Here is a 258-nt window from a genome sequence, read left to right as displayed (position 1 = left end):
CTTTCTGGCTATAAGATTGATGCAGGCATTCTTCACGCTCCGCATCAGGTAAGCCCGGTCTGGAACCAGCTGTTTATCCCACAATCTGGAGAATACGTCGCTCACCACATCCCTCGCCTCCTCATTATCATGGAGCAAGGCAAAGGCGAAGCGATACATCTGCTCGTAATGGTCGTGGAACAGCCGTTCCATCCGCTGTTCATTTTCTTCTGTCATCACGTCATTTTCTTCTTGTTTCTACTCTTATATACAAGCTTT

General features: G+C 47.3%; 1 protein-coding gene. It reads right to left on the bottom strand.

Annotation, left to right across the window (positions count from 1 at the left end; all coding sequences use genetic code 11):
• Positions 1–216 (bottom strand): sigma factor (locus tag DXD25_RS16985; RefSeq protein WP_305000183.1); only part of this gene is annotated, 216 nt, incomplete at its 3' end.
• Between the last annotated feature and the right edge of the window lie 42 nt (positions 217–258).

Origin of the sequence: Prevotella sp. TF12-30, assembly GCF_003436715.1 — a bacterium.
Taxonomy (GTDB): Bacteria; Bacteroidota; Bacteroidia; order Bacteroidales; family Bacteroidaceae; genus Prevotella; species Prevotella copri_A.
The sequence above is the reverse complement of the archived record's forward strand: the minus strand, read 5'-3'. Positions and strand labels throughout refer to the sequence as shown.